Genomic DNA, 25,749 nt, shown 5'->3' with positions numbered 1-25,749 from the left:
ACCTTTATGAAGCTTTGATAAGCTTCACTCAAAAGCAATTTCCATTTGCACTTGATTCATTTGGTACACACCTGGCAAGGGGTGGTAAAAGGAGACAACATGGCTACGGGCAACGTGCCGCGCGGATTCCCCCGGATCCTGCAGTGGCTACTCGCCGGACTGATGTTAATCATCGGTCTGGCAATCGGTATTTTAGGCGCCAAACTGGCAAGCGTCGGCGGCACCTGGTATTTCGCCATTATGGGGCTGGTGATGGTTATCGCCTCCCTGCTTATTTTCCGCAATCGTCGCGGCGGCATCATTCTTTATGCCGTCGCCTTCGCAGCTTCCATTGTTTGGGCTATCAGCGACGCCGGCTGGACCTACTGGCCGCTGTTCTCACGCCTGTTCGCGCTTGGCGTTCTGGCTTTTCTGTGCGCCATTGTTTGGCCTTTCCTTTCCAGCGCACCGGCCAAAAAAGGCGCGGCCTTCACCCTCGCGGGCGTGCTGGCCGTGGTACTGCTGGTCAGCTTTGGCTGGATGTTCAAATCCCAGCCGCTGGTCAGCGCCAGCGAACCCGTGCCGGTAAAACCGGTACAACCGGGTGAAGAACAAAAAAACTGGGAGCACTGGGGTAATACCACTCACGGCGACCGCTTCGCCGCGTTGGATCAGATCAATAAAAACAATATCAACCAGCTACAGGTTGCCTGGATTGCCCATACCGGCGATATTCCGCAGAGTAACGGTTCCGGCGCGGAAGACCAGAATACGCCGCTGCAGATTGGCGATACTCTCTATGTTTGTACGCCATATAGCAAAGTCCTGGCGCTGGATGTCGATAGCGGCAAAGAGAAATGGCGCTATGACTCAAAAGCGACGGCGCCGAACTGGCAACGTTGCCGCGGTTTAGGCTACTACGAAGATAGCCAGGCACAGGCTAATGCCGTTGCCGGGACCCAGCCTGCCGCCTGCGCCCGCCGCCTGTTCCTGCCAACTACCGATGCGCGTCTGATCGCAATCGATGCCGATACCGGTAAAGCCTGTGAAGCATTTGGTGAACACGGTACCGTCGATCTCAGCGTCGGCATGGGGGAAATCAAACCCGGTTATTATCAGCAGACCTCTACTCCGCTGGTTGCCGGTAACCTTGTTGTCGTTGGTGGTCGTATAGCGGATAACTACTCCACCGGTGAACCGCCGGGCGTGGTTCGCGCTTTTGACGTGCATACCGGTAAACTGGCCTGGGCCTGGGATCCGGGCAATCCACAACTGACCGGCGTGCCGCCGGAAGGACAGACCTACACGCGCGGGACGCCGAATGTCTGGTCCGCGATGTCCTATGATGCCAAACTGAATCTTATTTATCTGCCAACCGGAAACGCCACGCCAGACTTCTTCGGCGGCGAACGTACGGCGCTGGATGATAAATACAGTTCCTCTATCGTTGCGGTCGATGCGACCACCGGTAAAGTACGCTGGCATTTCCAGACTACCCATCACGATCTGTGGGATTTCGATCTGCCTTCGCAACCGCTGCTGTACGATCTGCCGGACGGTAAAGGCGGTACGACGCCGGTACTGGTGCAAACCAGCAAGCAGGGCATGATCTTTATGCTTAACCGCGCGACGGGCGAACCGGTCGCTAAAGTGGAAGAGCGTCCGGTCCCGGCTGGTAACGTTAAAGGTGAACGCTACTCGCCGACGCAACCGTACTCCGTCGGCATGCCGATGATCGGCAACGAAACGTTGAAAGAATCGGATATGTGGGGCGCCACCCCGGTTGACCTGCTGCTGTGCCGTATTCAGTTCAAAGAGATGCGCCATCAGGGGGTCTTTACTCCGCCGGGTGAGGACCGCTCCTTGCAATATCCGGGCTCGCTTGGCGGAATGAACTGGGGCAGCGTGTCGGTTGATCCGAATAACGGCCTGATGTTCGTCAACGACATGCGTCTTGGACTGGCTAACTACATGGTGCCGCGAGCGAAAGTGGCCAAAGATGCCAGCGGTATCGAAATGGGTATCGTACCGATGGAAGGTACGCCGTATGGCGCAATGCGTGAGCGTTTCCTGTCGCCGTTAGGTATCCCCTGCCAGAAGCCGCCGTTCGGCACCATGTCGGCGGTCGATCTGAAAAGCGGTAAGCTGGTCTGGCAGGTTCCGGTAGGTACGGTAGAAGATACCGGTCCGTTGGGTATCCGCATGCATATGCCGATCCCTATCGGCATGCCAACGCTGGGAGCTTCGCTTTCTACCCAGTCTGGCCTGCTGTTCTTCGCCGGCACCCAGGATTTCTATCTGCGCGCCTTTGATACCGCCAACGGCAAAGAGATTTGGAAATCTCGCCTGCCGGTGGGCAGCCAATCCGGCCCAATGACCTACGTTTCACCGAAAACCGGTAAGCAGTACATCATTATCAACGCCGGCGGCGCGCGTCAGTCTCCCGATCGCGGCGATTACATCATCGCTTACGCTTTACCCGATCAAAAATAAAACCAGGGCCCCGTTCAGGGGCCTTTCTTTATCTCCCCGGTTTCAGATTCCATTTAGGCGCCGATCTTCAGGCTTTTGTTACTATGGAACCTCATTTATCAGGCAGGATAAACAGGGAGGAAGCCATTATGGCTTTGATGAAAGGCTCAAGCGCGCTGCTTTTGGCTGCGTTACTAACGGGATGCGCCAACGAGGAACCACCACAGCTTTATCGCCACGATTTTGTGTTGAAGAATCCGCGTACGGGTATGCCGCTGCCCTATCTCCCTTACCAAATCACCACACCAGACGGTAGAGTCTTTAAGGGCAGAACCGATAAAAACGGTTTAACCGTAGAAGCGATATCAACCATGCCGGGAGAATTTAAGATCAATATGATCCCTGAGTCAGCACTATAAGTTTCTTCGACAGGCTGCGCTTTTAGAATGTTTTATTGCGTTATGTTATTATTGCGAACAGTTATCAATAACAATATAACAAGGATAAAAGATGAAAGGAGCCCTCCATCACCTGCCGATCGGCGCACTCTTATTAGCCGCAACCACCTCAGCCCAGGCGCTGAAAGCGCCAGAAGTGGATTTACGCGACCCGACGCTGTGGGAAGAAAAAAAGGTCAATCCGCTAAACGAAATCTCTGCCCCCTGCGAAGTGGCAAGCGGCCCGGATTGTCCAGTCTGGGAGGATCAAAAGTCAGATATTCAACGCGAAAGAGAACGGCGAGAGCAACGACGTTGGCAATCGGGCTATGAGCACTGGCGCAAGTATTAACACAGCCAGAAGTCAACCCGGGCGATAAATGGCCCGGGTTTCGCTATCGGTGATACTTAGTTATCACCGAAGTGAATAACCGTACGAATCGATTTACCTTCATGCATCAGATCGAAGGCTTCGTTGATCTGGTCGAGCGGTAACCGGTGGGTGATAAACGGATCGAGGCGAATCTTACCCGCCATCGCGTCTTCAACCATCCCCGGCAGCTGGCTACGCCCTTTCACGCCGCCGAAGGCGGAACCACGCCATACCCGGCCGGTGACCAACTGGAACGGACGAGTTTTAATTTCCTGACCCGCTCCGGCAACGCCAATGATAACGCTCTCACCCCAACCTTTATGACAGCACTCCAGCGCCGCGCGCATAACGTTGACGTTACCGATACATTCAAAACTGAAATCAACGCCGCCATCGGTTAGCTCGACAATCACGTCCTGAATCGGTTTATCGTAGTCGTTCGGGTTGATAAAGTCGGTGGCGCCCATCTCTTTGGCGAGGGTAAATTTATCCGGGTTAGTGTCGACCGCCAGAATGCGTCCGGCCTTCGCCTGCACCGCTCCCTGAATCACCGCCAGGCCAATACCGCCCAGCCCGAACACCGCGACGCTGTCGCCCTCTTTCACCTTCGCCGTGTTATGTACCGCGCCGATACCGGTGGTGACGCCGCAGCCCAACAGACATACTTTTTCCAGCGGCGCCTGCGGGTTTACTTTTGCCAGAGAAATCTCGGCGCAGACGGTGTATTCGCTGAAGGTGCTGGTGCCCATATAGTGATAAATCGGCTCGCCGTTATAGGAGAATCGCGTGGTGCCATCCGGCATCAGACCTTTCCCCTGGGTGGCGCGGACCGCCTGGCAGAGGTTAGTTTTGCCAGACTTGCAGAATTTACATTCGCCGCACTCGGCGGTATACAACGGAATAACGTGATCGCCTGGCTTCAGGCTGGTCACGCCCTCGCCGACTTCAACGACGATACCGCCGCCTTCATGGCCCAACACCGCCGGGAACACGCCTTCCGGATCGTCGCCAGAGAGAGTAAAAGCATCGGTGTGGCAAACGCCGGTGTGGGTGATTTTGACCAGGACTTCGCCTTTCTTTGGCGGCGCGACGTCAATCTCCACGATTTTTAACGGCTGGCCGGGGCCAAAGGCAACTGCTGCACGTGATTTCATACTGTCCATTCCTCGTCGTGATTTTATTTTAAATAGGATCGTAGCAGGTGACCAACTTCCGCCATACGAGCGGCGCGTTGGTCCGGGGTGGTATCGCCGCTAACCAGTTCATCCTGCAGATGCATCTCTACCAGCTCCCCCATCAAACCGTTGGCGGCGCCGCGAATGGAGGCAATCTGTTGCAGGATAGTCATGCAGGGTTCGCCGGACTCCAGCGCGCGTTCCAGCGCCTCAACCTGTCCGCGAATACGGCGTACGCGGCTAAGCGCACGCTTCTTGTCTTCTGGTGAATGTGGCACGAGATGCCCTCCATATCATATAGGGGGGTATACTATATTTATTTGACTAAAGTGGCAAATTGAAACGCCGCTAACAACCATAGCATAGCGGCGCAGGATTACCGTTAATCGAGCGTGAGGGTCATAGCTATACAGCGTAACTCGGCGTTGGCCATTTTTGAATAATGATATTTTTCACCTTGAGAAACAAAGCCATGGCGTAGATAAAAGCCCGCCGCATTGGGGGTCGCCTCAAGCGTAATGGTTTCGAGCCCCCGTCGGCGGGCTTCGGCAATAACCGCCCCCATGATCAAATCCGCGCATCCCTGCCCGCCCCACTCAGGAAGCGTAAAGATCGCTTCCACGCTTAAGGACTCAATATCGAGATAGCCTGTAGCGACGGGTTGGCCCTGCGTATTTTCCACGATATAAAACGGATTATCGGCAACGGCGTGACGATACCCTTCGGGCATCTGTTCCGGCGTCCAGGCGTGAATCACTTCAGCGCCATAGCTTTGACGACAGCCATGGCGAATCGCCTGATTACGGATATTCCACAACGCAGGGGCTTCATCGGGTACCGCGCGTCTCACTCTCATCGCTACTCCTGTTTTTTTATGGCGTCGCTCGTGGACGGCTGGCCTTCATCGGGATGCGCGATACCACCAGCGCCCCCAAAACCAGGAACCCGGCAACGAGGTAAAATCCGGCGTTGAAGCTACCGGTTAAATCCTTCAGCCAACCGAATAATAACGGACTCATGGCCGATCCCATATTACCCGTCGCGTTAATCACCGCAATGCCGATCGCTCGCGAGCGCAGGCTGATGGATTGATCCGGCGTGGTCCAGAAAATCACCATCGCCGCATAGGCACCCGCCGAGGCCATAATCACCCCCAACAGTTGCATGATGCTATTTGACCCGTGCGCCGCCAGCATCCAGCCCGCGGCGGCAAACAGGTAGGGCAATAACGTGTGCAGCTTACGTTCCTGTAAGCGGTCAGAACGTTTGCTCCACCAGATCATCGCCATAATGGTACAGATATGCGGTACGGCGCTGAGCAGGCCAATGGCGATATTGCTGCTGCCCTGGTTAAAGCTTTTGAGAATGAGAGGCGTCCAGACGCTAAGCGCGCTTAAAGTATTACAGAGAAAGAAATAGGCCAGCGTATACATCAACACCACCGGGGTGAATACGTCGCGCCAGAGGCTGCCTTTCCCCTGCTGCAGCGCGCTGAGACTGGCGCTACCGTTCGGTTGCACTAGTCGTAGTTTGTCCTTTTCCATCATCTCGTTAAGGCAACGTTTGTCTTCATCGCTCAGCCATTTGGCCTTTTTCGGGCTATCATCGAGATAGAACCAGACCACCGCCCCCAACAGCACCGATGGGAATCCTTCCAGCAGGAACAACCACTGCCAGCCTTTAAGCGCCAGCATACCATCCATACTGAGAATATAGCCGGAGACCAGCGAGCCCAGCGCCATCGTCACCGGCATAGCAATCATAAACAACGCATTGGCGCGCGCCCGGTAGTAGGCCGGAAACCAGTAGGTTAAGTAGAGCAGAAGCCCCGGAAGAAAACCGGCTTCGGCAATCCCCACCAGCATGCGCAGCAGATACAGGCTATTCGGCCCGGTCGCGAACATGGTCGCTGTCGATGCAATCCCCCAAACCACCATAATGCTGGCAATCCAGCGACGGGCGCCAACGATCCCCAGCATGATGTTACTGGGAATACCAAAGATGACATACATCGCGTAGAACAACGTCGTCGCGAGGCCGAACATGGTGCTACTCAGCCCCAAATCCTGGCTCATCGTGAGCCCGGCAAAGCCAATATTGATACGGTCAAGAAACGAAAAGATAAAAAGCAGAAACAGAAAAGGGATCAAGCGGCGGAACAATTTATTGATCACCACCTGCTCGTGCGGGCTCAGGCGTTCAGCGCCACCGGCGTCGGCGACAGGCGGAGAAGTGGCCGGTATATTATCGGTCATGTCAGGGTTTCCTTTTGCTCATCGGTATTGAAAATGCAGGCGTTTTAGCCAATGACGCTGCGGATACCGCTGAACGTGCCAGGGTATCGTTTCGACGACCTCCCGGCTGGATTCAATCCACCGCACTGAGATTCTTATAGAACCTTTCGTTTCGTTTAGACATTTTTATTTACATAATTGATACAAATTTGCAGCATAAGTAACATTTCACGAATCATTTATTGGCGAGTGACGGAAACAAAAAACCCGCCGGCCGGCGGGTTCAGTCGTGATAAGCGGGGAACTCAGCGCTTGCGCGGCATCATGCGCAGCAGCGTATTATCTTTCCATAAATAGTGATGCAGCAGCGCCGCCAGCGCGTGCAGGCCAATGACGAAATAGCCGATATTCGCCAGTACGCCGTGCAGTTCCTTCAGGGTGTTGACCAAAGCGAAGTTGCTTTGCGCCGCAAAGGGCATCGTCAGGCCGAAAGCAAACCACGGGTTACCGCGGTAATACATCATTACCATGCCAATCGCCGGTAGCGCGATAAACAGCAGGTATATCACCAGATGGCCAAGATGGGCGAAACCGGTCATCATCGGCGAGGGTTTAGGAACAATCGGCGGCGCTGGAGACTTCAGGCGCACCAGAAGCCGTACGACCATCAGGACAAAAATGGAAATGCCGCAGGAAACGTGGATCATGTTGATTACCGGGCGGTCGCTGCGTGGGAAGAAGCCGCGCAGTTCCATCGCCGCGTAGGCGACGGCAACCAGTAAAAAGACCAGCCAGTGTATTCCTATCTGCAGGCCAGAATATTTATCGCGCATGAATAAACCTTAATGGAAGTGTGATGTTGTTAACATAACCGCCTTCCCTTAAATTTTCATTAACCTTTACCGAGGATTAAACAACAGCGTTGGCGCGAATTGAAGATCATAGGGCTCTTTTGCAAAGAGCCCTGGGCAATGTTACTGCTCGGTGAGCTGCAGTTCTGCAATGACCGGCAGATGGTCGCTGGCCGCTGACCAGTTAAATTCCGGCGAATTATGCGGGATCTCCAGCTTCTTCACATCCCACTTTTGCCCTTTGAAGGTGAAAATGTGGTCGATATCAATGGCCGGGTTAACGGCAGGCCAGCTACGCGTATCCGTCCCCTGCTTCGACACTTCGTTAAAGAAATAACCGATCTCTTTCACCGGCTGTTCTTCACGGGTTGAATTAAAATCGCCGGCCAGGATCTTAATTGAGGAGGCGATATCTTTAAAATCAGACGCCGCATCGCCAATACTCAAATCGAGCAGATAGCGAGCCTGCTCGGTACGCATGGTGGGGTCTTTTTGCCAGTCAAGATGAGTCACCATGATAATCGGCGCGGAATCAAAGCCAGGTACGTCGACCTGCGCCAGCAGCGCCACACGCTGTTCCGCATTGCCTGATGGCAGCTTCACCACCTGCGAATGCAGGATTTTGTATTTTGACAGCAGCCCCAGACCGTACTCTCCGCCATCGAAATCTAACGCTTTACCAAAGGCATAATGCATGTTGTTGGCATCGGCAATCGTCTTAAGCTGATCGATTTTCTGGCTGCGCTGGGTTTTGTTGTCCACTTCCGGAACCGCGATAATGTCAGCGTTAATTTTTTTAATCGCTGAATTAAGTGCTGTAAAATCGGCCACATTATCAGAAGCTTCATTCTTGCCGATATTATAGGTTGCTATGCGCAATTTCGGCTGATTTTGGGTATAGACTTTATCTGGCACCCCGCCTTTTTGTACTGCAAGTATTTCATTACCCGCAAGTTTCTCAGCCGCCAGAACGTTAGCCGACAGACACGCCAGCGCCACCATCGTCAGTGCAATGCTCTTTTTCATTGGTATGTTATTCCCCTATTTAAGTATTCTTATATTAGGGTACCGAGTGAAGACATTGATTATCGTGATGTATGGCGCAAACTTATAACGCATAGTGAATTAAGTATCCCGAAACATTTAGGTTATCCACAAAACGGGTCAGTATCAGATCGCATAGTTTGTGGATAACTCGCCTCAGACCGCGTCAGCGCTACCCTCTCGCCATATGTTCATTATTCAACCACATACGCCTGCATGCAGGATGGACGCCTGCCTAAATACCGTAACGACATGTAGGTAATGTTTACCATTTAACGCCGCATGATGAAGCAGGCAGGGTTATACTTCCTTCGCACCATCTCGCTCCACGTGACAGTGACCGAAGACGCTTAAGGTAGATAACTTAGCCATTGGAACACCGCGGTGAATAGCTAAGTCAATGAAAGGAAGAGATATATCCTTCCCCACTCTATCTGAAGATAGTTTTAATGTATCAACTTCACCACCAGGAGAGTACCCATGAGTAAACTTGGTATTAATGGATTTGGTCGTATTGGACGCTTAGTACTTCGTCGTCTGTTGGAAGTAAATAGCCCGCTAGAGGTCGTAGCCATCAACGATCTCACCTCGCCGAAAGTCTTAGCCTATCTGCTTAAACATGACTCTAACTACGGCCCTTTCCCATGGAGCGTTGATTTTACAGAAGATGCGCTAATCGTTGATGGTAGGAAAATTACCGTTTATGCGGAAAAAGAGGCCCAGCATATTCCGTGGAAAGCCGCGGGCGCAGAGGTGATTGTTGAATGTACCGGCTTCTATACGTCGGCTGAAAAATCGCAGGCGCACCTGACCGCCGGCGCGAAGAAAGTGCTGATTTCCGCCCCTGCCGGCGAGATGAAAACCATCGTTTATCACGTCAATGACGACACCATGAGCCCGGATGACACCATTATTTCGGTTGCATCCTGCACCACTAACTGTCTGGCGCCAATGGCCAAAGTGCTGAACGATGCTTTCGGCATTACCGTGGGCACCATGACCACTATTCACGCTTATACCGGTACGCAATCGCTGGTCGACGGACCCCGTGGCAAAGACCTGCGCGCCTCGCGAGCGGCGGCGGAGAACGTTATACCCCACACCACCGGCGCGGCAAAAGCCATCGGTCTGGTGATCCCGGAACTCAGTGGGAAACTGAAAGGTCACGCCCAGCGCGTGCCGACTAAAACCGGCTCAGTCACTGAGCTTGTGTCCGTGCTGGCGAAGAAAGTCACCGCGGAAGAGGTTAATCAGGCCATGAAAAATGCGGCGGCGAACAACGAGTCTTTTGGCTACACCGAAGAAGAAATTGTCTCCTCCGACATTATCGGCAGCCATTTCGGCTCAATCTATGATGCGACCCAGCTGGAGATCGTAGAGGCCGGCGGCGTACAGCTAGTGAAAACCGTGGCCTGGTACGATAACGAGTACGGTTTTGTCACCCAGCTTGTCCGCGTGCTGGATAAATTCGCGAAGTAATCCCAGAATCTGCGGATAGCTGCGGCTATCCGCCTTTCTCCCTACCCCAGCGTTCTGGCGTTCAGCGCCTGGCTCAATAGCGTATCTGCATGCAAGCATTGCCACGCCGCGCTAACATCGCGTGGGAAATCGACATGGGCAATAAAATCTTTACCGTTGGGGCCATAACCCTGCGGGTTATCCAGCAAACGCGGCAGCTCGCCAAGCAGCAGTTCCAGATAACGCCCCACCGGCCACAGTCCACTATCATCTCCGCTGAATCTCAGGCCAGTAGCGCTATTTTCGAGCCGCGGCGAACAACCGGGGTAGCTCCACCAGTGCGGCGGCGCCGGAGCATCCTGCCAGACGCGGGCAAACGTCGCCATCGTCCGACGCTGCATTGTCGGATCCTGAATCACCACGCCAGACGCATGATCCAGCCCACGCTCTTCCAGTAACCGGCGGGTAAACCACGCGTTTTCGCCGCAGTTGGTTGAACGGTCTTCCACCACAATGCGATCGCGCGGTATTTGCCAGAAACGTTCGGCGATATCCGCCAGGATATGTGATTCCGGACGCCCCTCTACCTGCAGCGCCTGATAGTGCGGATGCTTTCGTACAGCGTCATATAAAAAGGTCGTCGAATGACCAATACCGCCGCTTATCAGCAACGGGACCTGCGCCTGCGCCGCCAGGTGACAGGCGGCATCAATCGTCGGGATCACCGCATTGCCGGCCAGCACGACAATTTTCGGCTGTGACTCCTGCGGTAAATCATCCTGCGCCAACCAGGCGCCAATCTGATTGGCCGCCGCTAACGTCTCGAGCGAAAGCGCCGGGAAATGCTCTGTCATACCCTTTCCTTCTTTTGTCCTGGTCCAACGATGGAGTGCCGGGCGACATCATAAACCGCGCTAAGGCGAAAAGGAAAATCCGGCAGCCACGCTTAAGCTGCCGGGTATCATCAGGCGCTGACATTATCCAAAGCCAGTTGCCCTTCGCGCTTCTGTTTCACTTTCCAGAAGCACCATAGCGCGATAAACCACACCGGCGAGGCCATCAGCGCCAGCAGCGTATCCGGGTCGAAAATCATAATGAAGATCGAGAAGGCGAAAAACAGCAGGCTCAGCCAGCACATCACCACTCCCGCCGGCATTTTGAATTTCGACTGCGCGTGCAGGTCCGGGCGTTTATGACGATACACCAGATATGCCACGAGGATCATACCCCAGCTGAAAACCACCATGATCGCCGCCAGCGTCGACACAATGGTAAATAACGTCATCACGTTTGGCACCAGGAACAGCAGTAACGTGCCGCTTAGCATGCAGAAGCAGGAGAACAGCAGGCTACGTACCGGAATACGGGTATTACGCGACAGAATACGGAACTGCCAGTGCGCATGTTTTTCTACCGACAGGCCGTAGAGCATGCGGGTACTGGAGTAAACGCCGCTGTTCGCCGATGACATGGCCGACGTTAGGGCGACAAAGTTAATTACCGCGGCGGCGGCAGGCAGCCCGGCCTTGGCGAACAGGGTCACGAACGGACTGGCATCCGGCGAGACGCCAGGCCATGAAGCCACGGCAATAATGACCACCATCGACAGCAGATAGAAAATAATGATGCGCAGCGGCAGCGCGTTAATCGCCTTCGGCAGGATGCGCTCAGGATCGCGCGTTTCCGCCGTCATGGTGCCGAGCAGCTCAATACCGGTGAAGGAGAAAATCGCTATCTGAAAACCGGCGAAGAAACCGGTCACGCCGTGGGGCATAAAGGCCGTCGGGTCGGTAATATGGCCTAAAGAAGCCTTCACGCCATCCGGCGAAGTCCAGCCAATAGCAATCATCCACGCGCCGGTCAAAATCAGCGCGATGATGGTGATAACTTTAATCAGCGCAAACCAGAACTCGGCCTCGCCGAACATCTTTACCGACAACAGATTAAACAAGAACAGGATCCCAAGCGTACTCAGCGCGGGCATCCACGCCGACATCTCCGGGAACCAGTACTGCATATAGCTGCCGCAAACCACCACGTCGGCAATACAGGTCACCACCCAGCTAAGCCAGTAGGTCCAGCCCAGATAGAAGCTGGCCTGCGGGCCGAGATAATCGCCGACGAAATCCGCAAACGAACGATAATCCAGGCGGGTCAGCAACAGCTCCCCCATCGCCCGCATCACCATATAGGTAAAGAAACCTACCAGTAGATAAATAAGCAGAATGGACGTTCCGGCGACGGCGATGTTTCTGCCCGCCCCCATAAACAGTCCGGTGCCGATAGCGCCGCCCAGCGCAATCATCTGAATGTGCCGGGCGCCAAGGCCGCGTTTGAGCTGCGACGGGCACTCCCCGTCGGCGGCAGGATGAACCTGCCCCTCACGTTGATGTTCAGTCATGTTGATTCCTTCAAGCAGGCATGGAAAGGCTTGGCGCGGTAGCGGTCAACAGCAGCCCGGCGCGTTGACCGGCGGCGACGCCCGCATTCGGAAACAGGATGTAGGGGGCGTCGGCATTGACCACCCAGGTTTTCTGCGCTTGACGGGCGATTTCATAGCCTGCCGGCAGCGCGGTAAAGTTTTCAATTTTCGGGTCGAGATTAAGGGTGAAACCGTTCTCGCTCTTGATGATGCTCTGCTGCACCACAAAGTATTCGACCGGCGCTTTGCTGCGCGGCGGCATGATGCCATCGGCGATCAGCGCACCGATGGCCAGTTCGGTGGCGGCAAACAAGCGCAGATCATTTTCACCGAATGGCATCACCTTCCCCAGTTCCAGCGTGGCGCTTTGCGCGCCGAACTTCTCGCTGGTGAAGTGGGTAAAGGTGCCGCCCGGTTCGGTATGGCGCACGATGGCGTCCATACCGCTGGCCTGTAACAGCTGATAAAAATCCGCGCTGTAGTCGCCATCATGAGCGGGCAGCAGCGCAAACTGCCGATATTTCGACCCGCGAATGGCGGTATGCAGATCGAGATGCGTGCGCGGCACCTTGCCGTGGACATCGGCGCTACGGAAGAAGGCCTGTACGGCCATCTCCAGTTCAAAAGCGCGCCGCGATTCGTTACCGGGCATCGCCGCCAGATGGCGACCGCCAAACAGCCGGTTGAGATCGTTATGCAGATAGCGACGGCCGGCGAGAATGGCGGGCAGATTGCCGAACACCACCAGTAGCGCGTGGGTCAGCGGCTGTTCGCCATGGCTTAACCCCTGCAGGATCTGCAGCAACATTTCAATCGGCGCGGTTTCGTTACCGTGCACCCCGGCGGAAAGCACCGTCGCCTGTCGCCAGGGCGTTTTTGGCAGCAGTTGCAGAATGCCATCGCCTAACCAACTGGCTTCGATAGTCGGCGGAAAGGTCCATGTCTGCAGTTTACAATGCAGTAAATCGTTGACGTTTTGTTCCATTCCCGGCCCCTTATCGCTGGAAGTCATAAATCGCGCCCAGATGTAAAATCTGCGTCAGCTCGTCCAGCGCCTGATAAACCTCGCGCAGTAGCTGCGGGTCGGCGAGATCGCTGGCATGCAGGCGGTCGCGATAATGCTTTTCAACCCACGCGGTCAGCTGCCGGTAGCGTTCGTCATTCATCAGACTGTGAGCGTTGACCGCCGCGCGCTCGGCATCGTTAAGCACCACCCGCAGACGTAAACAGGCCGGGCCGCCGCCGTTGCGCATGCTTTCACGTAGATCGAATGCCGCCACTTCATCGATAGGCGATGCGCTATCGGCGGCGAGAGCGGAGAGATAACGCCAGACGTTTTCACGCTGACGACACTCTTCCGGCACCACGATCAGCATTTTGCCATCGGTTTTGCTCAGTAACTGGCTGTTGAACAGATAAGAGGCCACCGCGTCATCGAGGCTAACCTGCTCGTCCGGCACTTCAACGCTGGTAAATGGAATATTCAGACTGGCGTTTCTCTCCTTCAGCGTCGCCAGCACCTGCTGCTGTTGCAGGAAGGCGTGTTGATGATGGAACAGTACGTGACGGTTGCTGACGGCGATAACATCATTGTGGAATACGCCATGGTCGATAGCCTGCGGATTTTGCTGAGCGAATACGGTGTACTGCGGGTCGAGCTGATGCAGACGCGCCACCGCTTCGCTGGCCTCCAGCGTCTGGCGTGCGGGGTATTTTGCTGGCGTAACACCGCCGCTGGCGCGCTTACCGTAAACAAAAAACTGCACGCCCTGGCGGTCATAATCCCCGCAGAAACGGTTATGGTTAGCGGCCCCTTCATCACCTAAATCGCCATGCTGCGGCAGTGCCGCGTGATGCGCAAAGTAGCGCTCATCGGCGAAGGTCGCCCTGAGGATGGCCGAGGTGATCGGCGCTTCCTGCATGCGGTGCAGCTTATTGTTGAGGTTCGCCACCGTAAAATGCACTTTTCTATCAGCGCTATCGGCCGACGGCGACACGGTGGCGGCGTTGGCGGTCCACATCGAGGAAGCGGAGCTAAAGGCCGACAATAGCTGCGGGGCCTCTTTAGCCGCACGCTGGATCACCTGCTCATCGCTGCCCTGAAAACCAATGCTGCGCAGCATCGTCATATTTGGCCGCGGCTGCGGCGGCAGAATGCCCTGTACAAAGCCACGATCGGCCAGGGTCTTCATCTTATAAAGTCCCTGCAGCGCCGCCTTCTTCGGGTTAGATAAACCGTCACGGTTGTTTTGTGACGCTTCGTTGCCTACCGACAACCCGGCGTAGTGGTGCGTTGGCCCCACCAGGCCGTCAAAATTCGCTTCAAATCCAGACATAGTGTCCTCACAAAAACGGTTATCAGAATGGCAGACCTGGCGACGTCGTCGCCGGAAGCGTCAGCGTTTCGCTGACCAGAGAAGCCATCGGCCAGGCGCAATAATCGGCGGCATACCACGCCGAGGCGCGATGGTTGCCGGAGGCGCCGACACCGCCGAATGGCGCTTTGCTGGAGGCCCCGGTGAGCGGTTTGTTCCAGTTAACGATCCCGGCGCGCGCTTCGTCGGCCAGCTTGTCGAACAGCGCCGGGTCGGCGGAAATAAGCCCGACCGCCAGACCGTAGCGGGTGTTATTGGCAATCGCGATCGCCTCATCGAACCGGTCGTATCGAATCACGGTAAGCAGCGGGCCGAAGTACTCTTCATCCGGTACCGTATTCCCGGTAACGTCGATAATCCCCGGCGTTAACACGGTAGAGTGAGGGTCCGGCTGGCTCATGCGCAGCAGCACTTTGCCGCCCAGCGCTTCCAGCTTCGCCTGCGCCGCCAGCATGCCCTGCGCCGCGCTTTGCGAAATCACCCCGCCCATAAACGGCTGCGGTTCGGCGTCCCATTTACCGGCGCGGATCTGCCGGCTGGCATCAATCAGTTGTTCGACTAGCGCATCGCCCTGTTCGCCGCGCGGTACCAGTAAACGACGCGCGCAGGTGCAGCGCTGCCCGGCGGAGATAAAGGCCGATTGAATAATCACGTTCAGCGCCGCAACGCTATCGGTAACGTCGGCCACGATCAGCGAATTATTGCCGCCCATTTCAAGCGCCAACATTTTCTCCGGCTGACCGCCGAGGTAACGGTGGAAGTGGAAGCCAGCGGCGGCGCTACCGGTAAACAGCACGCCGTCGATATCGCGATTTTCCAGCAGCGCCTGGCCGGTATCTTTCGCCCCCTGCACCAGATTCAGCACCCCATCCGGGATCCCAGCCTGCTGCCATAGCTGAACGGTGAGTTCCGCGGTCGCCGGCGTCAATTCGCTCGGTTTAAATACCACCGTGTTACCGGCGATCAGCGCCGGGATAATATGGCCGTTCGGCAGATGCCCCGGGAAGTTGTAAGGGCCAAACACCGCCATCACGCCGTGCGGCTTATGGCGCAGCAGCGCTTTGCCATCCGGCATAGCGGACTCGCGATAACCGGTGCGTTCGGCGTAGGCATCAATGGAAATCCCGGCTTTGCCGATCATCGCCTGTACTTCAGTGCGGGTTTCCCACAGCGGCTTGCTGGTTTCACGGGAAATTAACGTCGCCAGCGCCTCTTTATTCTCTTCCAGCAGCGCCGCGAAACGCTGAACCACGGCAATGCGTTCGCTTAATGTTCGATGCGACCAGCCATAAAACGCCTCGCGCGCGGCGGCGCAGGCGGCCTGCACGTCGGCCGCGCCCGCACTTTGCGCCTGCCATAAAACGGACTGGTCTTCCGGCGCCAGCTTAGTTAACGGCGCGCCTGCGCCCTGCTGCCACTTACCTGCTATAAACTGTGCATTTACCGCCATGATCTGTTTTCCTCTGGATTGAGTGTCACCGCGTGAACCCGGTCGGTGGCATTGACCTGCAGGGCGTCCAGCACCTGCTGATCGAGCGCTCCCGGCGTCTCTTGCGCGATGAGCACCGCGCGGAAATTATCAAACTGTCCGTTGGCGACGATGGTTGGCGTCGCCTGCGGCGTCATGAGTTGCAGCGCCGGCAGCGAATAGCTCTCTCTGATAGCGCGAATATTATCGGTTTCAGCTTCCAGTACCGGGCCGGCATCGAAGATGTCGACGGACCCGCGCCAGCTAAACCCTTCTTTTTCGAGAATAGCCCGCGCCGGCGCGGTGTTAGCATGAACCTGGCCTATCACCTCGCGGGCATCATCCGGCAGCAGCGAGATGTAAATCGGGTAAGCTGGCATCAGTTCGGCGATAAAGGTTTTCATCCCTGTACCGGTGAGGCGATCGGCATCGGCGAAAGGAATGTCGAAAAAGTGGTGCCCCAACGCATCCCAGAATGGCGAATTACCCTGCTCGTCGCTGCGCCCGCGCAGCTCGGCAAACAGATGAGGCGAAAACCACTCGCGGAACGCGGCAATAAAGACAAACCGCGCTTTGGAGAGCAGCAGGCCGTTGCGGTTCTTCTGGTACTCCGGGTCCAGAAACAGGGTACAGAGTTCGCTATGGCCGGTATGGTCGTAGCTTAAATTGAGCAATTCCTGATGCTTGTATACCCCAAGCTCTTTAGATGCCCGTACCGTCTTTTGAATACGAAAATTGTAGAACGGTTCGTCGAGCCCCACCGCGACCTCAATGGCGCTGACGCCGACAACCCGGCTCAGTTCGGTATCTTCCAGAACAAACAGAAACCCCTGTTCGCCGCGCGTCAGCTTGCCGGCAAAGGTTTCTACGCTGCGTTTGATCCGTGCGGCGAGGCGCACGGCATCATTGGGCAGCGATGTCATTCCCACGCCCGCCCGGGAGGCCAGGCGGACAATATCATCAAGGTCGTTTTCCCGTACGGGACGAAATAACATCATAGGCCGTCTCCCGGATTAGCTGGTTAAGCGGGCGACGGCGCGCTCAAGGCGCACGAAGGCTTCATCAATATCCGCCAGGGGAATATTGAGCGCCGGGGCGAAACGCAGTACGTCCGGCCCGGCTATCAGCGCGATCAGCCCCTCTTCCGCCGCCAGATTGGTCAGCGCTTTGGCTTTGCCGCGCAGATGGCTTGCCAGTTCGGCGCCAATCAGCAGCCCCATCCCACGCACGGCGCTAAAGACATCATATTTGGCGTTCAGCGCATTGAGTTTATCGACGATAAGGGTATGGCGTTCGCCCACGCCCGCCAGCAGCGCGCTATCCATTTGCGCCAGCACGCTATTAGCGACGGTCGCCGCCAGCGGGTTGCCGCCGAAAGTCGTGCCGTGAGTACCGGGCTGGAACACCTGCGCCCAGGCCTCTTTCGCCAGCATCGCGCCAATTGGGAAGCCGCCGCCCAGCCCTTTCGCGCTGGTGAGAATATCCGGAACCACGTTGTAATGCTGGTAAGCATACAGTTGGCCCGTACGCCCGGCGCCGGTCTGCACTTCATCAAAAATCAGCGTTGCTTCATGCTCATCGCACAGCTCGCGCAGCGCCTGCAGGAATTGCGGATCCGCCGGCATGACGCCGCCTTCGCCGATAATCGGTTCGACGATGACCGCGCAGGTGCGGGAAGAGAACGCCGCTTTCACCGCGTCGATGTCGTTATACGGCAGATGGGTGATGTCCTGCGGTAATGGCGCATAGTCGCTGGAATACTTCGGCTGTCCTCCCACGGTGACGGTAAACAGAGTGCGCCCATGGAAAGAGTTCTTGAAGGCGATGATTTCGCTCTTGTCGGCGCCGAATTTGTCGTGCGCATACTTGCGCGCCAGCTTCAGCGCGGCTTCGTTGGCTTCAGCGCCGGAGTTACAGAAGAAAATTTTATCGGCGAAGGTCGACTCCACCAGCGTTTTCGCCAGCTGCAGCACCGGTTCGTTGGTATAGCCGTTGCCGATATGCCACAGCTTATCCAGCTGCGCTTTCAACGCGTTAGCCAGCGCCGGATTCGCATGACCCAGCGCGTTAACCGCAATGCCGCCAGCCACGTCAATGTACTCTTTGCCCCGCTGGTCCCAGACGCGGGAGCCCGCTGCTTTCACCGGGATAAACGGCGCGGGAGCGAAACACGGAACCATATAAGCATCAAAATCTTCGCGAGTGATACTGCCTGACATAACAATTCTCCGGAACGAGGATCGGCGGCATAAATTGGCCAATCGTGAATAGTCGAATTTAACAATTTCCCTTTAGCCGTTTTCAGGGCGCACACGTCCCGCTGCGATGACAAATATTTTCACCACAACTGAAATAAGCCATTTTATTTGTATGGGTATATGTTAATTCACGGTTAATACCTTGTGTATTGCGTGAGCTAATGCTGGGCCCTGACGCGCAACAAAGTCAATACAACCACGAATCATTTTATTCACTTTTAGAGGATCATCAAGATAATGAAAAATATGAAAAAATTATTTCAGTATTCACTTATCTGCATAAAATATGCATATTGATGCATGACATACAGGCGTCAGAGTGTGCTTATTTATTCAAATGCAACCCCAAAAAACTAACAAAAATGTAAAATTCGGAATAGCCGTCAAATACTGGTTTATAAAATTGGTGATAACATTCATCACACAGATTTTACTGCTGTACCTATTCCACGGTTTTACACGACACAAATAACATTGAGATACAGGACTCTTATGGAAAAGTTATCTTACGCATCTGAAAGTAGTACATCTCCATGGACCACTTACCTGCGCCAGATCGACCGCGTCGCGCCGTATCTGGGCGACCTCGCCTACTGGGTGGAAACCCTGCGCCACCCGAAACGCGCGCTGATCGTTGATATTCCAGTGCAGATGGATGATGGCACCATCCGCCATTTCGAAGGCTATCGCGTACAGCACAATCTATCGCGTGGACCGGGTAAAGGTGGTGTTCGCTACCATCCGGATGTCGATCTTAACGAGGTAATGGCGCTTTCTGCCTGGATGACCATCAAGTGCGCCGCGGTCAATATTCCTTACGGCGGAGCCAAAGGCGGCATCCGCGTCGACCCGTTCTCACTGTCTGAAGGCGAGCTGGAACGTCTGACCCGTCGCTATACCAGCGAAATCGGCATTATCATTGGACCACAGAAAGATATTCCGGCGCCGGACGTAGGCACCAACGGTAAAGTGATGGCGTGGATGATGGACACCTACTCCATGAACCACGGCACCACTATCACCGGCGTGGTTACCGGTAAGCCGATTCATCTCGGCGGTTCGCTGGGGCGTGAAAAAGCTACCGGCCGCGGCGTCTTCGTCACCGGTCGTGAAGTGGCTCGTCGTAACGGTATCGAAATCGAAGGCGCGAAAGTCGCGCTGCAAGGTTTTGGTAACGTCGGCAGCGAAGCCGCTCGTCTGTTCGCCGACGTTGGCGCGCGTATTGTCGTGATCCAGGATCACACCGCGACCCTGTTCAACGAAGGCGGCATCGACATGCAGGCGCTGACCGCATGGCAGGCCGAGAACAAGAAGATCGCCGGCTTCCCGGGCGCGCGTGAAATCGCTAAAGAAGATTTCTGGACCACCGAGATGGATATCCTGATCCCGGCAGCGCTGGAAGGCCAAATCACCCGTGAGCGCGCGGAAAAAATCAGCTGTAAGCTGATCCTCGAAGGCGCCAACGGCCCGACCTATCCGGACGCCGACGACGTGCTCGCCGACCGCGGAGTGATCGTGGTTCCGGACGTTATCTGTAACGCCGGCGGCGTGACCGTCAGCTACTTCGAATGGGTTCAGGATATGGCGAGCTTCTTCTGGAGCGAAGAAGAGATCAACGCCAAAATGGACCGCATCATGACCGATGCTATCGTTCATGTCTGCGATAAAGCCGCCGAGAAAGCCTGTTCTCTGCGTACCGCGGCCTATATCGTCGCCTGTGAGCGCATCCTGCTGGCGCGTAAAGATCGCGGCATCTATCCGGGCTAATGTCCTGGTAATCCAGATGTTCAACCCGGGCTCGCCCGGGTTTTTTATTTTTTTCCACGTGTCAGCCGGCCTTTTCCACAAAAAACGCACATTGCGTTAACCTATTTTTATCTTCGTGACTTGAAATCGGTAAATCGCCGCGCCTAAAATCATTAGAGCTCTAATGAATTTGCAGGCGGAACATGGATAACCGACAGCTTAACTTTTCCCATCTCTTATACTTAACCGCGCATCACTGGCGGCTGGCGGTTAACCGGCGGTTGAAAAATCTTGGCATGAGCCAGGCGTCATGGGTGGCGGTCTCAGCCATTGCCCGCAACGAGCAGCCCCTCTCGCAAAGCGAACTGGCGCAGGAGCTCGGTGTTGAAAGCGCCACCATCGTCCCGCTCATTAACCGCCTGGTCGAACTTGAACTGGTGGAGCGCGTTAAGCCTGACAGCGATAAACGTAAGCGTCTGCTGGTCGCCACTGCAAAAGGGATGGCGCTTTTCCATCAGGTGAAAGCGGTCGCCGACGACCTGCGCGAGGAGATCCTCACCGCCATCACTGCGGAAGAGCGTGAGCAAACCCACCGGGTACTGGAAAAGCTGCTGCACGAGGTGGAAAAGAAATAATGCCTCGTCGCGAAGCTAATCCTTATGTGCCCCACGACTGGGCACCGCATGAAAAGCCGGCGATGCTCGGTTCGCCGTCGACGCCAATCCACAGTACGCCGAAACGCGTCGCTTACGGCATCGTCGGGCTGTTGGTGTGTCTGACCGGCGCGCTGGGTAATGCCGTCGTTACCGCCAACCTGCAGCTGCTGCAGGGCACTTTTGCCGCCTGGTCGACGGAAATTGCGTGGCTGCCGGCGGTCTACGTGATGACTAACGTTTCTATCAACCTGCTGCTGGTGAAATTTCGCCAGCAGTTTGGCCTGCGCGCCTTTACTGAAGGCTTCCTGGTACTGTATGTACTGGTCACTTTCTTCCACCTGTTCGTCAACGACCTCAGCTCGGCAATGATGGTTCGCGCGGCGCACGGCATGGTGGCAGCGGCGCTGAGTTCTCTGGGGATTTACTATCAGGTACAGGCCTGGCCGGCGCGCCACCGTCTGAAGGCGTTGACCATTGGGATCACCGGATCGTCGCTGGCAATCCCACTGGCGCGTCTGTTTTCGACTGAACTGCTGCAGATTGACGAATGGCGCGGGCTCTATTTCTTTGAGCTCGGGCTGGCGCTGGTGTCGCTCGCCTGCGTCATCGCGCTCAAACTGCCGCCCAGCGATCGCAAAAAAGTGTTTGAGAAGAAGGATTTTATTACCTTCTTCCTGCTGGCTCCCGGCATGGCTTTGGTCTGCGCGGTGCTGTCGCTGGGCCGTCTGGACTGGTGGTTTGAGGCGCCGTGGCTTGGCTGGTCGCTGGCGGGGGCGGTGGTGCTGATCGTTTCGGCTATCGCTTTTGAACATAATCGAACGAATCCGCTGCTTAACACCAAATGGCTTTCCAGCGGCAGTATCATTCGCCTGGGGCTGATTATGCTGCTGATTCGTATCGTACTGGCGGAACAGAATACCGGGGTCATCGGCTGGCTGCAGTACGTCGGCTTGCAAAACGAGCAGATGACTAACCTGGCGTGGTCGATTTTCGCCGGTATCGTCTGCGGTATCGTCGCCAGTTGTCTGACGCTTAACCCGCAGCGCCTTTACTGGCCCACCGCGACCGCGCTGGCGTTGATCATGATTGCCTCGTTGCTTGATAGTCAGTCCACTGCCCTGACCCGTCCGGAACAGTTAATGTTCAGCCAGTTTTTACTTGGTTTCGGCAGCGCCTTCTTCCTCGCGCCGGCCATGCTGGCGGGAATTGGCGGGGTGATTGCCGACCAGCGCAATCTGGTCAGCTTCTCGGTACTGTTTGGCATGAGCCAAAATATCGGCGGTCTTCTCGGTTCAGCTATCCTCGGTACCTTTCAGACCTGGCGCGAAAAATTTCATTCCAGCCAGTTGGCCGATCAGATAACCACGCTGAACCCGTTGATCGCCGAGCGACTGCAGCAGTACAGCCAGATGTATCAAAGCCAAATTGGCGACAGCACGCTATTGAACGTGCAGGCTACCACGTTGCTGCAAAACGCCTCGACGCTACAGGCCAATATTCTCGCCTACAATGACACTTATCTCCTGACGGCGGCGATCTCTGCCGCAACGCTGGTGTGGATTTTCTGGCGCTTAATCAGATTGCGAATCACCGCCCGTATCGCGTTAAAACGCGCAACCGGCAACAAATAATAAGATAATTTTTACTCTGGAGTGGTTATGAGTCAGCAGGACGCGGCCAGGCAACAGGCCAATACCCGAAACAACATCCGCGTGGTGTCTATTTTTACCGCCGCGGCGATCGGCATCGTCGGTGTATTGGTTATTCTTTACGCCTGGCAGTTGCCCCCTTTCACCCGGCATAGTCAGTTCACCGATAACGCTTATGTGCGCGGTCAGACGACGTTTATCAGCCCACAGGTTAACGGGTATATCACCGCGGTGAACGTCAAAGATTTTGATACCGTTCAGCCGGGACAGGTACTGTTCCAGATTGACGATCGCATCTATAAGCAGCGGGTACACCAGGCGCAGGCGACGTTGGCGATGAAACAGGCGGCGCTGAAAAACAACCAGCAGCAGCGGAAAAGCGCCGAAGCGACGATCGCCAAAAACGAGGCCGCCTTGCAAAACGCCCGCGCGCAGAATCAGAAAACTCAGGCCGATTTAAAACGCGTCCAGGAGCTTACCGCGGATGGGTCGTTATCCATTCGCGAACGCGATTCCGCGCGGGCCAGCGCGGCTCAAGGCGCTGCCGATATCGAACAGGCGAAAGCCACGCTGGAGATGTCGCGCCAGGATCTGCAGTCCACTATCGTCAATCGCGATTCGCTGGAGGCCGATGTAGCCAGCGCCAAAGCAGCGCTCGAGCTTGCCGAAATCGACCTGCAAAATACGCGGATTATCGCCCCGACGACCGGGCAACTGGGGCAAATCTCCGTACGCCTCGGCGCTTATGTCAGCGCCGGTACGCATTTGACCTCGCTGGTACCGCCTCAGCACTGGGTTATCGCCAACCTGAAAGAGACGCAGCTCGCCGAGGTGCGCGTCGGCCAGCCGGTTACCTTCTCGGTCGATGCGCTGAATAGCGAAACCTTCCACGGCAAGGTACAAAGTATTTCGCCAGCAACCGGCGTCGAATTCAGCGCGATCTCGCCGGATAACGCAACCGGCAACTTTGTCAAAATCGCCCAGCGAATTCCTGTCCGTATCGCGGTCGATGAGGGGCAGAAAAACAGCTATCGTCTGCGTCCGGGTATGTCGGTGCAGGTGACGATTGATACCCGCGCGGAGAATAAACAATGATCCGCCCGTTAACTCTTGCCGTGGCGCTGGCGCTGGTCGGTTGTCAGTCTGCCGATGTACCACGCGCGGATCCCACGCTGGCGATCCCGGCTGCCTGGCGGGCCGATGTGGGTCCATCCAGCCCGGTAGAAGGAGTGTGGTGGCGTAATTTCCACGACAGCGCCCTTAATCAGTATGTCGATCGGGCGTTGCGCTACAACAGCGACGTCCTGATCGCCCGTGAGCGGGTTAACGAGTATCAGGCGCGAGCCTACGCTGCTAATAGCAGCTTATTCCCCTCGCTTGATGCCAGCCTGACCGGTACCCGCGCTCGCGCACAGTCCGCCGCGACTGGCCTGCCCATTCACAGCACGCTGTACAAAGGGGGCCTGACCGCCAGCTATGACGTCGATATATGGGGAGCCAACCGCAGCGCCGCCAGCGCCGCCGAGGCCAGCCTTGAAGCGCAGAAAGCCGCTGCCGCAGCGGCTAATCTGACCGTGGCGACATCGGTCGCCGTCGGCTACGTCACCTTGTTGTCATTAGACGAGCAGTTGCGGGTCACCCGCCAAACGCTGAAATCGCGAGAAGATGCGTGGAATCTGGCTAAACGCCAGTATGAAACCGGCTATACCTCGCGCCTGGAGCTCATGCAGGCGGATTCAGAGCTACGCTCCACGCGGGCGCAGATCCCGCCGTTGCAACATCAAATTGCCCAGCAGGAGAACGCCCTGAGCGTGCTGTTGGGCGACAATCCCGGTGCGGTGAAACGCAATGAATTCGCGCAACTTACCCCACTACGGCTACCCTCGCAGCTGCCATCATCGCTAATGAGCCGCCGTCCTGACATTGTACAGGCTCAACGACAGCTGGTGGCCGCCGATGCCACCCTTGCCTCGTCGCAGGCGCAGTTGCTGCCATCGATTAACCTGACCGCCACCGGCAGCCTGCAGGACCGGACGCTGCCGGATCTGCTCGATAATCCGCTGCGGCTCTGGAGCATCGGCGGCAGCATTCTGACGCCGTTACTCAACCGCCAGGCGCTAAATGCGCAGGTTGATGTCTCGATGGCCCAGCGCAATCAGGCGCTGTACGGGTATGAGAAAACGGTACGCGGCGCGTTCAAAGAGGTGAACGATAGCCTGGATGCCATCAGCCGCTACGGGGAACAGCTAACCGAGCTCCAGGAGCAGGAATCGGTCGCCGCAGAGACGTTGCGTATCGCGCAGAACCGCTATCGTAACGGCTACTCTTCTTATCTGGACGTGTTGGATGCGCAAAGAACGTTGTTCTCCACTCAATTAAGCGTGGTGCAGGTGAAAAATAATCTTCTGCTGGCGCAGATTGATTTGTACCGGGCGCTGGGAGGCGGCTGGTCTGACTCATCAGGGAGCTGAATGGGGAAGCGTCATATGCAACAACAGTGGTCGGCAGTAGACAATTATTTGATTGAGGCCTTAATTCCCGGCGATGCTGTGCTCGATCGGGTACTCGAAAACAACCATCGTTCCGGGTTGCCGGCACACGATGTCGCCGCCAATCAGGGTCAGTTTCTCGCCCTGCTGGTACGGCTTACCCAAGCTAAGCGAATACTGGAGATCGGCACTCTCGGCGGCTATAGCACCATCTGGATGGCGCGCGAGCTTCCTGCCGACGGCCAACTACTCACGCTGGAGGCCGACGCGCATCATGCCCAGATAGCGCGGGAGAATCTGCAGTTGGCGGGGGTTGACCATCTGGTCACGCTGCGGGAGGGACCGGCGCTACAGTCCCTGGAGGCGCTTGGCGAATGTCCCGCTTTCGACCTGATCTTCATCGATGCCGATAAGCCGAATAATCCCCATTATCTGCGCTGGGCGCTACGTTATTCCCGCCCAGGAACCTTAATTATTGGCGATAACGTGGTACGCGACGGCGAAGTGGTCAACTCACAGAGCGCCGACGAGCGCGTTCAGGGCGTGCGTCAGTTCATTGAGATGATGGGCGCCGAGCCACGGTTGACGGCAACGGCGCTGCAGACCGTGGGTAATAAAGGCTGGGACGGCTTTACTCTGGCGTGGGTAAACGCTTAAACGTGG

At 56.0% G+C, this 25,749-nt stretch carries 23 protein-coding genes; 10 read left to right on the top strand and 13 right to left on the bottom strand.

Annotated features, from left to right (window positions below; all coding sequences use genetic code 11):
* The first annotated feature begins 99 nt into the window (after positions 1-99).
* The 3 genes from ABLV78_RS11380 (at position 100) to ABLV78_RS11370 (ending at position 3,240) form a co-directional block, all read left to right on the top strand.
* A complete protein-coding gene (locus ABLV78_RS11380) occupies positions 100-2,472 on the top strand; it encodes a glucose/quinate/shikimate family membrane-bound PQQ-dependent dehydrogenase (RefSeq protein ID WP_047048811.1) in 2,373 nt (790 codons plus the stop codon).
* Between the two features lie 128 nt (positions 2,473-2,600).
* Positions 2,601-2,870 (top strand): hypothetical protein, encoded by a 270-nt coding sequence (locus ABLV78_RS11375; protein ID WP_047048814.1) that lies wholly within the window; start codon positions 2,601-2,603, stop codon positions 2,868-2,870.
* 91 nt (positions 2,871-2,961) lie between these two features.
* Positions 2,962-3,240 (top strand): hypothetical protein, encoded by a 279-nt coding sequence (locus ABLV78_RS11370; RefSeq protein WP_047048817.1) that lies wholly within the window; start codon positions 2,962-2,964, stop codon positions 3,238-3,240.
* A 56-nt stretch (positions 3,241-3,296) separates the two neighbouring features.
* Here ABLV78_RS11370 and ABLV78_RS11365 read toward each other — a convergent pair whose 3' ends face one another.
* The 6 genes from ABLV78_RS11365 to ABLV78_RS11340 all read right to left on the bottom strand — a co-directional run bounded on the left by ABLV78_RS11365 (position 3,297) and on the right by ABLV78_RS11340 (position 8,547).
* The gene (locus tag ABLV78_RS11365) at positions 3,297-4,415 is read right to left on the bottom strand and encodes an S-(hydroxymethyl)glutathione dehydrogenase/class III alcohol dehydrogenase (protein ID WP_045393936.1); all 1,119 of its coding nucleotides are present in this window, start codon (positions 4,413-4,415) and stop codon (positions 3,297-3,299) included.
* Between the two features lie 23 nt (positions 4,416-4,438).
* On the bottom strand, positions 4,439-4,714 hold the full coding sequence (locus ABLV78_RS11360) for a metal/formaldehyde-sensitive transcriptional repressor (protein ID WP_015705585.1): 276 nt from the start codon (positions 4,712-4,714) through the stop codon (positions 4,439-4,441).
* 104 nt (positions 4,715-4,818) lie between these two features.
* Entirely contained in the window at positions 4,819-5,292 is a 474-nt protein-coding gene (locus ABLV78_RS11355) for a GNAT family N-acetyltransferase (protein ID WP_047048821.1), read from the bottom strand.
* A gap of 16 nt (positions 5,293-5,308) precedes the next feature.
* Positions 5,309-6,691, bottom strand: coding sequence for a 4-hydroxyphenylacetate permease (gene hpaX / locus ABLV78_RS11350; protein ID WP_047048824.1), 1,383 nt, complete (start codon positions 6,689-6,691; stop codon positions 5,309-5,311).
* Positions 6,692-6,975: 284 nt separating this feature from the next.
* Positions 6,976-7,503 carry a cytochrome b561 gene (cybB, locus tag ABLV78_RS11345; RefSeq protein ID WP_047048825.1) on the bottom strand — a complete coding sequence of 176 codons (528 nt, stop codon included), beginning with the start codon at positions 7,501-7,503 and terminating at the stop codon, positions 6,976-6,978.
* Between the two features lie 141 nt (positions 7,504-7,644).
* Entirely contained in the window at positions 7,645-8,547 is a 903-nt protein-coding gene (locus ABLV78_RS11340) for an endonuclease/exonuclease/phosphatase family protein (protein WP_052766971.1), read from the bottom strand.
* A gap of 498 nt (positions 8,548-9,045) precedes the next feature.
* Between ABLV78_RS11340 and gap the strand changes: the two genes are divergently transcribed.
* Positions 9,046-10,044, top strand: a complete 999-nt coding sequence (gap, locus tag ABLV78_RS11335; protein ID WP_047048829.1) for a type I glyceraldehyde-3-phosphate dehydrogenase — start codon at positions 9,046-9,048, stop codon at positions 10,042-10,044.
* A 41-nt stretch (positions 10,045-10,085) separates the two neighbouring features.
* Here gap and ABLV78_RS11330 read toward each other — a convergent pair whose 3' ends face one another.
* The 7 genes from ABLV78_RS11330 to ABLV78_RS11300 form a co-directional block, all read right to left on the bottom strand.
* Positions 10,086-10,877 (bottom strand): YdcF family protein, encoded by a 792-nt coding sequence (locus ABLV78_RS11330; RefSeq protein WP_047048832.1) that lies wholly within the window; start codon positions 10,875-10,877, stop codon positions 10,086-10,088.
* Between the two features lie 110 nt (positions 10,878-10,987).
* Entirely contained in the window at positions 10,988-12,424 is a 1,437-nt protein-coding gene (locus ABLV78_RS11325) for an amino acid permease (RefSeq protein ID WP_047048834.1), read from the bottom strand.
* 10 nt (positions 12,425-12,434) lie between these two features.
* Positions 12,435-13,430: a succinylglutamate desuccinylase gene (gene astE, locus ABLV78_RS11320; RefSeq protein WP_047048837.1), complete on the bottom strand. Its 996-nt coding sequence runs from the start codon at positions 13,428-13,430 to the stop codon at positions 12,435-12,437.
* 10 nt (positions 13,431-13,440) lie between these two features.
* Positions 13,441-14,781: an N-succinylarginine dihydrolase gene (gene astB, locus ABLV78_RS11315; RefSeq protein ID WP_047048840.1), complete on the bottom strand. Its 1,341-nt coding sequence runs from the start codon at positions 14,779-14,781 to the stop codon at positions 13,441-13,443.
* A gap of 22 nt (positions 14,782-14,803) precedes the next feature.
* Positions 14,804-16,270, bottom strand: a complete 1,467-nt coding sequence (gene astD / locus ABLV78_RS11310) for a succinylglutamate-semialdehyde dehydrogenase (RefSeq protein WP_047048843.1) — start codon at positions 16,268-16,270, stop codon at positions 14,804-14,806.
* On the bottom strand, positions 16,261-17,283 hold the full coding sequence (astA, locus tag ABLV78_RS11305) for an arginine N-succinyltransferase (RefSeq protein WP_165430698.1): 1,023 nt from the start codon (positions 17,281-17,283) through the stop codon (positions 16,261-16,263). Before astA ends, astD begins: the two co-directional genes overlap by 10 nt.
* A gap of 18 nt (positions 17,284-17,301) precedes the next feature.
* Entirely contained in the window at positions 17,302-18,507 is a 1,206-nt protein-coding gene (locus tag ABLV78_RS11300; protein WP_047048848.1) for a bifunctional succinylornithine transaminase/acetylornithine transaminase, read from the bottom strand.
* 531 nt (positions 18,508-19,038) lie between these two features.
* On the opposite strand from ABLV78_RS11300, the gene ABLV78_RS11295 reads away from it, so the two are divergent.
* The 6 genes from ABLV78_RS11295 (at position 19,039) to ABLV78_RS11270 (ending at position 25,743) form a co-directional block, all read left to right on the top strand.
* Positions 19,039-20,313: a Glu/Leu/Phe/Val family dehydrogenase gene (locus tag ABLV78_RS11295; protein ID WP_015366353.1), complete on the top strand. Its 1,275-nt coding sequence runs from the start codon at positions 19,039-19,041 to the stop codon at positions 20,311-20,313.
* A gap of 182 nt (positions 20,314-20,495) precedes the next feature.
* Positions 20,496-20,927, top strand: coding sequence for a MarR family winged helix-turn-helix transcriptional regulator (locus ABLV78_RS11290; RefSeq protein WP_045382685.1), 432 nt, complete (start codon positions 20,496-20,498; stop codon positions 20,925-20,927).
* Positions 20,927-22,579, top strand: a complete 1,653-nt coding sequence (locus ABLV78_RS11285) for an MFS transporter (protein WP_059355880.1) — start codon at positions 20,927-20,929, stop codon at positions 22,577-22,579. The genes ABLV78_RS11290 and ABLV78_RS11285 overlap by 1 nt, the downstream gene beginning before the upstream one ends.
* A gap of 27 nt (positions 22,580-22,606) precedes the next feature.
* Complete coding sequence (locus tag ABLV78_RS11280) at positions 22,607-23,692, top strand: HlyD family secretion protein (RefSeq protein ID WP_047048854.1); 1,086 nt, start codon at positions 22,607-22,609, stop codon at positions 23,690-23,692.
* Positions 23,689-25,068 (top strand): efflux transporter outer membrane subunit, encoded by a 1,380-nt coding sequence (locus ABLV78_RS11275; protein ID WP_047048856.1) that lies wholly within the window; start codon positions 23,689-23,691, stop codon positions 25,066-25,068. The genes ABLV78_RS11280 and ABLV78_RS11275 overlap by 4 nt, the downstream gene beginning before the upstream one ends.
* Positions 25,069-25,743: an O-methyltransferase gene (locus tag ABLV78_RS11270; protein WP_072251519.1), complete on the top strand. Its 675-nt coding sequence runs from the start codon at positions 25,069-25,071 to the stop codon at positions 25,741-25,743.
* Positions 25,744-25,749: the final 6 nt, after the last annotated feature.

Source organism: Klebsiella sp. CN_Kp075 (assembly GCF_040065055.2).
In the GTDB taxonomy this organism is placed as follows: domain Bacteria; phylum Pseudomonadota; class Gammaproteobacteria; order Enterobacterales; family Enterobacteriaceae; genus Klebsiella; species Klebsiella aerogenes.
Note: the sequence above shows the minus strand (reverse complement) of the source record. Positions and strands in the feature narration are given on the sequence as shown.

What these genes read in the sequence shown, in the direction of transcription:
- ABLV78_RS11380 (WP_047048811.1), top strand. Translation starts at nt 100, where the DNA reads ATGGCTACGGGCAACGTGCCGCGCGGATTCCCCCGGATCCTGCAGTGG.
- ABLV78_RS11375 (WP_047048814.1), top strand. Translation starts at nt 2,601, where the DNA reads ATGGCTTTGATGAAAGGCTCAAGCGCGCTGCTTTTGGCTGCGTTACTA.
- ABLV78_RS11370 (WP_047048817.1), top strand. Translation starts at nt 2,962, where the DNA reads ATGAAAGGAGCCCTCCATCACCTGCCGATCGGCGCACTCTTATTAGCC.
- ABLV78_RS11365 (WP_045393936.1), bottom strand. Translation starts at nt 4,415, where the DNA reads ATGAAATCACGTGCAGCAGTTGCCTTTGGCCCCGGCCAGCCGTTAAAA.
- ABLV78_RS11355 (WP_047048821.1), bottom strand. Translation starts at nt 5,292, where the DNA reads ATGAGAGTGAGACGCGCGGTACCCGATGAAGCCCCTGCGTTGTGGAAT.
- hpaX (WP_047048824.1), bottom strand. Translation starts at nt 6,691, where the DNA reads ATGACCGATAATATACCGGCCACTTCTCCGCCTGTCGCCGACGCCGGT.
- cybB (WP_047048825.1), bottom strand. Translation starts at nt 7,503, where the DNA reads ATGCGCGATAAATATTCTGGCCTGCAGATAGGAATACACTGGCTGGTC.
- ABLV78_RS11340 (WP_052766971.1), bottom strand. Translation starts at nt 8,547, where the DNA reads ATGAAAAAGAGCATTGCACTGACGATGGTGGCGCTGGCGTGTCTGTCG.
- gap (WP_047048829.1), top strand. Translation starts at nt 9,046, where the DNA reads ATGAGTAAACTTGGTATTAATGGATTTGGTCGTATTGGACGCTTAGTA.
- ABLV78_RS11330 (WP_047048832.1), bottom strand. Translation starts at nt 10,877, where the DNA reads ATGACAGAGCATTTCCCGGCGCTTTCGCTCGAGACGTTAGCGGCGGCC.
- ABLV78_RS11325 (WP_047048834.1), bottom strand. Translation starts at nt 12,424, where the DNA reads ATGACTGAACATCAACGTGAGGGGCAGGTTCATCCTGCCGCCGACGGG.
- astE (WP_047048837.1), bottom strand. Translation starts at nt 13,430, where the DNA reads ATGGAACAAAACGTCAACGATTTACTGCATTGTAAACTGCAGACATGG.
- astB (WP_047048840.1), bottom strand. Translation starts at nt 14,781, where the DNA reads ATGTCTGGATTTGAAGCGAATTTTGACGGCCTGGTGGGGCCAACGCAC.
- astD (WP_047048843.1), bottom strand. Translation starts at nt 16,270, where the DNA reads ATGGCGGTAAATGCACAGTTTATAGCAGGTAAGTGGCAGCAGGGCGCA.
- astA (WP_165430698.1), bottom strand. Translation starts at nt 17,283, where the DNA reads ATGTTATTTCGTCCCGTACGGGAAAACGACCTTGATGATATTGTCCGC.
- ABLV78_RS11300 (WP_047048848.1), bottom strand. Translation starts at nt 18,507, where the DNA reads ATGTCAGGCAGTATCACTCGCGAAGATTTTGATGCTTATATGGTTCCG.
- ABLV78_RS11295 (WP_015366353.1), top strand. Translation starts at nt 19,039, where the DNA reads ATGGAAAAGTTATCTTACGCATCTGAAAGTAGTACATCTCCATGGACC.
- ABLV78_RS11290 (WP_045382685.1), top strand. Translation starts at nt 20,496, where the DNA reads ATGGATAACCGACAGCTTAACTTTTCCCATCTCTTATACTTAACCGCG.
- ABLV78_RS11285 (WP_059355880.1), top strand. Translation starts at nt 20,927, where the DNA reads ATGCCTCGTCGCGAAGCTAATCCTTATGTGCCCCACGACTGGGCACCG.
- ABLV78_RS11280 (WP_047048854.1), top strand. Translation starts at nt 22,607, where the DNA reads ATGAGTCAGCAGGACGCGGCCAGGCAACAGGCCAATACCCGAAACAAC.
- ABLV78_RS11275 (WP_047048856.1), top strand. Translation starts at nt 23,689, where the DNA reads ATGATCCGCCCGTTAACTCTTGCCGTGGCGCTGGCGCTGGTCGGTTGT.
- ABLV78_RS11270 (WP_072251519.1), top strand. Translation starts at nt 25,069, where the DNA reads ATGGGGAAGCGTCATATGCAACAACAGTGGTCGGCAGTAGACAATTAT.